Annotated in this window: 5 protein-coding genes and 2 pseudogenes; 5 read left to right on the top strand and 2 right to left on the bottom strand. The window is 72.9% G+C overall.

Annotation, left to right across the window (positions count from 1 at the left end):
- Positions 1 to 260: pseudogene (locus VE546_RS27185) on the top strand (ATP-binding protein); the annotation flags it as partial.
- Here VE546_RS27185 and VE546_RS27180 read toward each other — a convergent pair.
- A pseudogene (locus VE546_RS27180) lies at positions 248 to 675 on the bottom strand (YunG family protein). The pseudogenes VE546_RS27185 and VE546_RS27180 sit on opposite strands and share 13 nt — an antisense overlap.
- A gap of 255 nt (positions 676 to 930) precedes the next feature.
- On the opposite strand from VE546_RS27180, the gene VE546_RS27175 reads away from it, so the two are divergent.
- From VE546_RS27175 to VE546_RS27160, 4 genes are all read left to right on the top strand, one after another.
- A complete protein-coding gene (locus tag VE546_RS27175) occupies positions 931 to 1,239 on the top strand; it encodes a hypothetical protein (RefSeq protein WP_324926938.1) in 309 nt (102 codons plus the stop codon).
- A gap of 470 nt (positions 1,240 to 1,709) precedes the next feature.
- Positions 1,710 to 2,864, top strand: a complete 1,155-nt coding sequence (locus VE546_RS27170; RefSeq protein WP_324926935.1) for an amidohydrolase — start codon at positions 1,710 to 1,712, stop codon at positions 2,862 to 2,864.
- Between the two features lie 1,085 nt (positions 2,865 to 3,949).
- Positions 3,950 to 4,954 carry an inorganic phosphate transporter gene (locus VE546_RS27165; protein WP_324926932.1) on the top strand — a complete coding sequence of 335 codons (1,005 nt, stop codon included), beginning with the start codon at positions 3,950 to 3,952 and terminating at the stop codon, positions 4,952 to 4,954.
- Between the two features lie 43 nt (positions 4,955 to 4,997).
- Positions 4,998 to 5,597: a hypothetical protein gene (locus VE546_RS27160; RefSeq protein WP_324926929.1), complete on the top strand. Its 600-nt coding sequence runs from the start codon at positions 4,998 to 5,000 to the stop codon at positions 5,595 to 5,597.
- A 610-nt stretch (positions 5,598 to 6,207) separates the two neighbouring features.
- On the opposite strand, the gene VE546_RS27150 is transcribed toward VE546_RS27160, so the two are convergent.
- Positions 6,208 to 7,026, bottom strand: an 819-nt coding sequence (locus VE546_RS27150) for a hypothetical protein (protein WP_324926926.1), incomplete at its 5' end; no start/stop codon positions are given.

Raw genomic sequence — 7,026 nt, 5'->3', positions numbered from 1 at the left:
ACTCGGTTCCGTGGAACCGGACCGCCACGGAGCCGAGCTGCTGTTCCAGGTCCCGACCGAACTCAAGGCGAAGGACAGCATCGCCATCGCCTCCCACGAGTCCTTCGGCGGCTTGACCAGGGCCTTCACGGACCCGCCCCTGCGCGGCCGTCGTCGGCCGCCTCGCCTTCGACGGCACCGCCATCGAGACCGGCACCGACTCCCACCGGCTCGCCGGCACCCGGGCCCGGGCTCGGGCCGGACGGATTCAAGCCGGCTGACGAGACGTGCCCGCAGAGGCCGTTGCCTGCTGCCGGTTGAGCTTCTCCAGGACACGGTCGCGGAGAAGTCCGTACTCCTCATGGAGCGTGCGCCACTCGGTCACGGGCGGGCGGGGCACGACGACGCCTCCGGTGACGATCTCCTCCGGCCCGAACTGCTCGCGGGTGAGGTCGATCTCGATGCCCATGCCCAGGCGGTTCCACCAGTGGTAGTCCACACGCTCTCCGTCGACGTGGACCTCCCCCGGATCAGCTCGCCTCCCAGCAGGTCGTTGAGCACCATGGCGGTCACCCCGCACTGGTCCCGGGCCGGGTTGTCCTGGGTCCAGCACGACCGGAACTCAGGCGTGCACGTCTCGGCACTCCAACTGCTGCGCACGGCTCGTTCGATGTCGGTGAGAAGCAACGGTGTCATGCCGGTGGTCCTGTCAGCAAGCACTGACAACGACTGGACACCGGCGGACACGGCAAGCGGCTGCTGCCGTCAGAACTGACGGACATTCACCGGTCACCTCGGCCCCCGACTGCTTCCCCAACTCATCGACAACCGCTGCCGGTGGACGGGGTCCGGCCCGGCGGCCGGTGCCGAGGCCGCCCGCCGCGACCGCACCCCATTCTTCGCGGAAGGCACCACCGCCGGGGCACCGCGTGCCCCCGAGGCCGAGGACCGGTGACACGTGGCATGCCGGCCGCGCTGCCAAGCGGTACGCAGCCGCCGCCGGGCCTGAACCTGGACGACGGCAAGCCCTGCCTCGACGACCGGTGGAACGAGGGCTGCACCAACGCCTGGAAGGTGTGGGAGGAGATCGTCCCGCCCGATCACCGGCGCGACCGCGACGCCGTCACCGCCGGCCTCACCCTGCCCTGGAACCCGGGAGCCGCCGAAGGCCACGTCAACCGGATCAGGATGCTCAAACGCCGGACGTTCGGCCGCGTCGGCGTCGTGCTCTCGCGGAAACGCGTCCTGCTCGCCTCGTGACCACCACTGTCGGCGGCCGGTGCGGTGATCACCGCACCGGCGGCGCGAGGAGATCACCAGGGGGATCCGGTATACCGGCCCTTCGGGGGACGACATGACCGCGGACTTCGGCCGGTCCGATCGTTCGCCCCGGCTGCGCGGACGGTCGGCGGCCCTGCCCGGAAGGGGGGCTACCCCCACCATTGAGTGGCGGCTCGCCGGGTGGGCGGCGGCATCTGCGTACTGCGATCGTGTGATCACGGATCTTCCGCCGGCCGGCGGCGGCCCGGGACGCACAGGGCCCGGCGGTCGGCTGCCCCGTCGGACGGTCCGGAAGACCAGGTGAAGGACCCACTCAAGGGGGAACAGTGAATCGTCCCGGGAAGCGCGCTCTCACGCGCCGCACGCTGCTCACCGGCACGGCGGCAGCCGGCGCGGGGATCGTGTACGGAACCGCAGGCAGGGCCGTCGCGGGCGGATGGGGGCGGCCGGTGGAGCACAGCGCGGTGGACACGGTGGTGGCGCACCTGGAGCGCGGGCTGGTGGAGCTGCGGCGGGACTTGCACCAGCACCCCGAGGTGCCGGGCCGGGAGGAGCGCACCGCCTCGGTGGTGGCGCGGGAACTGCGGGCGGCCGGGCTGACCGTCACCACGGGGGTGGGTGGCCACGGCGTCCTCGGCGTCCTGCAGGGCTCGCGTCCGGGCCGGACGGTGGCGTACCGGGCGGACATGGACGCGGTGCCGCCCGAGGGCATCGTCGGGGGCGGGACGGCGCCGGCCCACGTCTGCGGGCACGACATCCACACCACGGTGGCCCTCGGCGTCGCGCAGGTCCTGGCACGGCTGCGGCGGCAACTGAGCGGAAGGGTGGTGTTCCTCTTCCAGCCCGCCGAGGAGTCCCTGGCCGGGGCCCGGGCACTGATCGAGGACGGTGTGCTGGAGCGCACCGGCGTCGAGGAGATCCACGCACTGCACTGCGGGCCGTTCCCGGTGGGGCAGTTCGCCGTGACCCCGGGCTACGGGCTGCCGGGCCAGGACCGCGCGGAGGTCACCCTCCAGGGGCCGGACGCGTCCGGGGCCGCGCAGCGACTGGCCGCCGAGATCGGCGCGCTCGCCACGGTGACACCGCCGCAGACACCCGCGGACCTGGAGCGGATGGTCGCCGACGTCCAGACCCCCCAGGGGCCCCTGGCCCGGTTCGTTGCCGTCCGGGCCAGAGCACAGGAGGCCAAGGTGACGGTGTCCTACCGCTGCTGGCCGCAGGAGCGGTACGTGCAGATACGCGAGGACATCAGCCGACTGGCCACGTCGTACCCGGGGGCCCGGGTGAGCTTTCCCGCCGAGCCGTTCCCCGCCATGGTCTGCCCGGAAGGCGACGCCCGCACGCTCGCCCGTCATCTGCGCCGCGCCTTCGGTCAGGACGCGGTCACCGAACTCCACGCCGCCTTCCCCTTCAACGGCGAGGACTTCGCCCTCTATCTCGACCGCGTCCCCGGCACGTACACCTTCCTCGGCGTCCGTGCCCCGGGCGCGCCCATCACGGCCTGCTACCCCCACTATCCCGACTTCGCCCCGGATGAGCGTGCCATCGGCGTCGGCGTACGGGCGGTCGCGGGCTGGATCGCGCAGCGGACGCACCGGGCGTAGGACCTGCCCGGCGGGTGCGACGGCCAGGCCGGTGCCCTGCCGTACGCGTGCACGCGCGGTGGCCGTGCCGTGACGGCCGGACGGGCGGGGAAAGCGCTGCCGTGCCGACCCCCCTGCCGGGCGGACACCGGGCAGGGGGCAGGGAAACCAGTCGGCCACCGATCCGCTGCCCCGCCCGGCAGGGGGTGCGGTGTTCGGCGAGCACGGTCCCCACAACGGGCTCGTTCAGGGCCGGGCCCACCGGGCCAGGACTCCCAGCCCCCGCGCCCCGCTCCCCCACCATGCCTCCTCGGCGGCACAAGGGCCGGCGCCAACGCACCGACGACCGCCCTGGAGGAGAACGACGGCGAGGAAAGGCGCCCACCTGCACGTGGCCGCCCAGCGGCGCGGCCGGAACCGCTCCGGCGTGGAAGGGGCGAAGGCGGCCGTGTTGGTGCACGGGTGCGGAACTGCGGCCCGGGGAGCCCGTCACTGTGGGCAGGCCGGTCGAGCCGGCGGGCATCCTTGCATCCTTTGCGGCGGTTCGTGAGCGGTCCCCTGGGCGGCGGGCCGGGGCTGCGCCGTTCCATCCCGGTGTCGTCCTGCGGCGTGGGGTGCGCCTGGGCTCGCTGAACCTCCTGACCGTGCCCTTCGCCGGGGAAGAAGGCCGCATCGCCGCCGTCTCCTGGGGCGAGGCGTCGCTCGCCGCGGGCAGTGCGGTGGGCGGCCTGGCCCACGGAGCGCACAACCGGCGCCTGTCCGGCCAGGTGCGGCCGGCCGCTGCCGGCCACCGGAACCGGGGCTGTCGCCGGCCGCGGCGGGGCTGCCGGCAAACCCGTACCCGCTGGTGGCGGCGGTGAGGCCGACGGGCCTGTCCGTCCCACCGGCCCTGACCACCGCGTACCCGACCGCGGACAACTCGGCCTCTTCCGCACTCCCCCTCCGGTTCCCCCGGGACGCCGTGCGGGCATGGACGCGCGAGCAGCCGCTGGAGCCCAGCCGACCGGCCCGCGCCCCGCCGAGGAAACGGAAGATTTCTCCCATCCATGGACGAAAATCTACGATGGGTGCGTTAGTGCGGCCCCTTTCCGGACGGAGCCGAATCGATGGACACGGGTTTGGCCGCCCTGGTAGCCGTCGTGGCTATCGCTTTGGCGTTCGACTTCACCAACGGTTTCCACGACGCCGCGAACGCCATCGCGACGTCCGTGTCCACCCGCGCGCTGACGCCGCGTGCCGCGCTGGCCATGGCCGCGGTGATGAACTTCATCGGCGCCTTGCTGGGCACGGGAGTGGCCAAGACGGTCGGTGAGGGCATCATCGCCACACCCACCGGCTCCGGTGCGCTCACCGTGGTCTTCGCCGCGCTGTTCGGCGCCATCTGCTGGAACTTGCTCACCTGGTGGCTGGGGCTGCCGACCTCCTCCTCGCACGCCCTGATCGGCGGCCTGGTCGGCGCCGCGCTGGCCGCCGTCAGCGGCGTCTACTGGAGCGGGGTCCTCAGCAAGGTCGTCCTGCCGATGCTGCTGTCACCGCTGCTGGGCGCCGCCCTCGGCTACCTGGTCCACACCGGCATCCTGTGGTCCTTCAGGAACTCCACGCCCAGCAGGACCACCCGTGGATTCCGTATCGCGCAGTCCCTCTCCGCCTCCGCCATGGCACTGGGCCACGGGCTGCAGGACGCCCAGAAGACCATGGGCGTCATCGTCCTGGCCCTGGTGACAGCGGGCTACCAGGACACCTTCGACGTGCCGTGGTGGGTGATCGGCGCCGTGGCCGCCGCACTGGCCGCCGGCACCTACGCCGGAGGCTGGAGGATCATCCGGACTCTGGGCCGGCGGATCGTGCACCTCGACCCGCCGCGGGGGTTCGCGGCGGAGACGGCGGCGGCCTCGGTGCTGTACGCGACGGCGTTCATCTGGCACGCACCGATCTCCACGACCCACACCATCACCTCGGCGATCCTCGGCGCCGGCGCGACCCGCCGGCTGTCCGCGGTGCGCTGGGGACTGGCCCGCAACATCGGGATCGCATGGGTGCTGACGATGCCCGGCGCCGCGCTGGCGGCCGTGGTCTGCTACTGGGTGCTGAACCTCTTCCTGGAGACCTGACCGGCTCCCGCCGAAACCCACCGGAGGTGAGAAGGCGATGTCCGTGACCGGCCCGCGACCGCCGGCGCAACTGCGCCGCTACGCGCACCAGGATCCCGGCGACGGGGTGTGCCTGATGGAGTACGTGTCCCTTCTGGCCGGGGCCCCGTTCGGTGACGACCCCGCCTGCGTCCACCCCCTGCTGAACGTCCTGGGGCGGCTCGTCAACGACGCCATGAGCGACGAGGGCCGGAACGAGCTGCTCGTTCTGGCGCCGGCGCTGGCGGCCACCGGGGCCGTGAGCGGCCCGTACAGCACGGAGCGGATCGAGTACGTGTGCCGCCGGGCGGTCCGCTCGGCGACGGCGGCCGGCACCAGGGCCGGGCGGAGGGCCCTGCGGCGCGAGCGTGCCGCGGCCCGGCGCTGCCGCGCGCCGGGCCGGGGGAAGGTGGCGCGCTGGGTCCGTCTGCACGGTCCGGCCCGTCGTACCGCCGAGACGGCGGTACGGACCCTGGCGCGGCTGCCGGTGCAGGAGGCGGACCACGCGTTGTACCGGCTGCTCGCGGACTGTGCGGAGGCCACGGGTGTGCGCGCCGGTGACCGGCGGCAGCCGCGTCCTGCCGGTGGCGCGCCGTCGCTGTCGGCCGCGGGCCTCAGCCGCTGACGTCCGCCTCACCACCCGGGCCGTGCGGCCGGTTCGTCGTCCTCGGTGCACGGCGCGGGCCCGTCGCGGCGAGCGGTCACCGCATGCCGACGTCCGAGCCGGAGGAACAGTCCCCACGGGGGCCGCCCCCGGCAGCCGGCCGAGCACGTGGGTCGCCGCGGTCCTGCCGGGCGCAGCGCCTGCTGAGCCGGGCCTGCTGGAATCCCGACGAGGTACGCGGTGACCTGCAGGGCAGGAGCAGGGCGCCGACAAGCTCGGAGATCCTGGCGGCGTGTTGATCACCGACAACACCGGTTCCTCGAGAAAGGCACGGTTTCGGCCGGGGTGCAGCGCCGGCGCCCCGGTACGGCCGGCCGCGTCGAAAATCCTCCAGCGGGGATACCCCAGCCAAGTCGGTGCCCTCACCCCTTACGCCCCGGCCAGACGCCCGCCGCTGCCACTACCACCGCCGAGCGCGGGGTCACCGACTCCAGCAGTCGGCAGGGCACTTGCTCACCCCGCTGACCGCGGCGACAGCGAACTACCACCAGTCCGCGGATCGCTGTCCGGTCCGAGGGGAACAACGTTTCCTGCTGCTGCGCAGGCACACACCGGAGCGGAGCGGGACCTGTCAGTCCGCCGGCGGCCGCTCGGCCAGCTTCTGCTGCCGCCTGGCCTGCTTGGCTGCCTTGCGGTCCTTCTTGCCCATCGCACCAGGCTCTGTGCCGGTGTGGGCGTGGGCGGTCAAGGAGGTGGTACCGGAGGGGCCCTCCGCCCCGTCTGCCTGTTGCGCCGTGGGCCCGGCCTTGGATGCGCGCTGTTCCCTGGCGACGTCCACGAGGGTGCGCGCGATCTCTCTGAGGCGCGTCCACTGCTGGTCGTCAAACCTGTCCGGGTGCGCATTCTTGTAGCGGTCGAGCTGTTGTCTGAACTGGCCCGCGTTGCTCAGACCCTGATGGATGAGCTGGTTGTCGTTCGCGTGCTCGATCAGCACTTCCGCCAGCCCACGCTCGGCGGTGATCTGTGGATAGAGGGTCAGCAGGTCACGGGCGTCCCGCTGCCGCTTCTCCACCAGGTCCTCCCCCGCTTTCTCCTTGCGCCTGGCGAAGGCCGACACCTTGTCCGTGAACAGACGCAGCGATGCCACGACCGTCAGGGGGACCTGCGCGGAGCTCCCGTGTACGTGCATGTTCCGTGTCTGCGTGGGCACTTCGCCCAGCGTGACGCTGACCTCCGCGTCACCGAACGTGCCCCGCACCGTCGTACCGTCGGTGGTTCTGTCCACCTCGTCCTGCAGCAGGGCTTGGAGATACGCGATGACCTCACGGCGGAACTCCGGGTCACTGCCCTGGGCGCCGGATATGTGGAGCCGCAGGTCGAGATCCTGGACGGGCCGCTCGGCCCGCAGCGCCGCCACTCCGCCCCGCCGCCGAGACTCAGATGCAGCCCG

This window comes from Streptomyces sp. (assembly GCF_035644915.1).
Lineage (GTDB): Bacteria > Actinomycetota > Actinomycetes > Streptomycetales > Streptomycetaceae > Streptomyces.
The sequence above is the reverse complement of the archived record's forward strand: the minus strand, read 5'-3'. Positions and strand labels throughout refer to the sequence as shown.

Coding starts and splice junctions, on each gene's coding strand:
- VE546_RS27165 (WP_324926932.1), top strand. CDS start 3,950: ATGGACACGGGTTTGGCCGCCCTGGTAGCCGTCGTGGCTATCGCTTTG.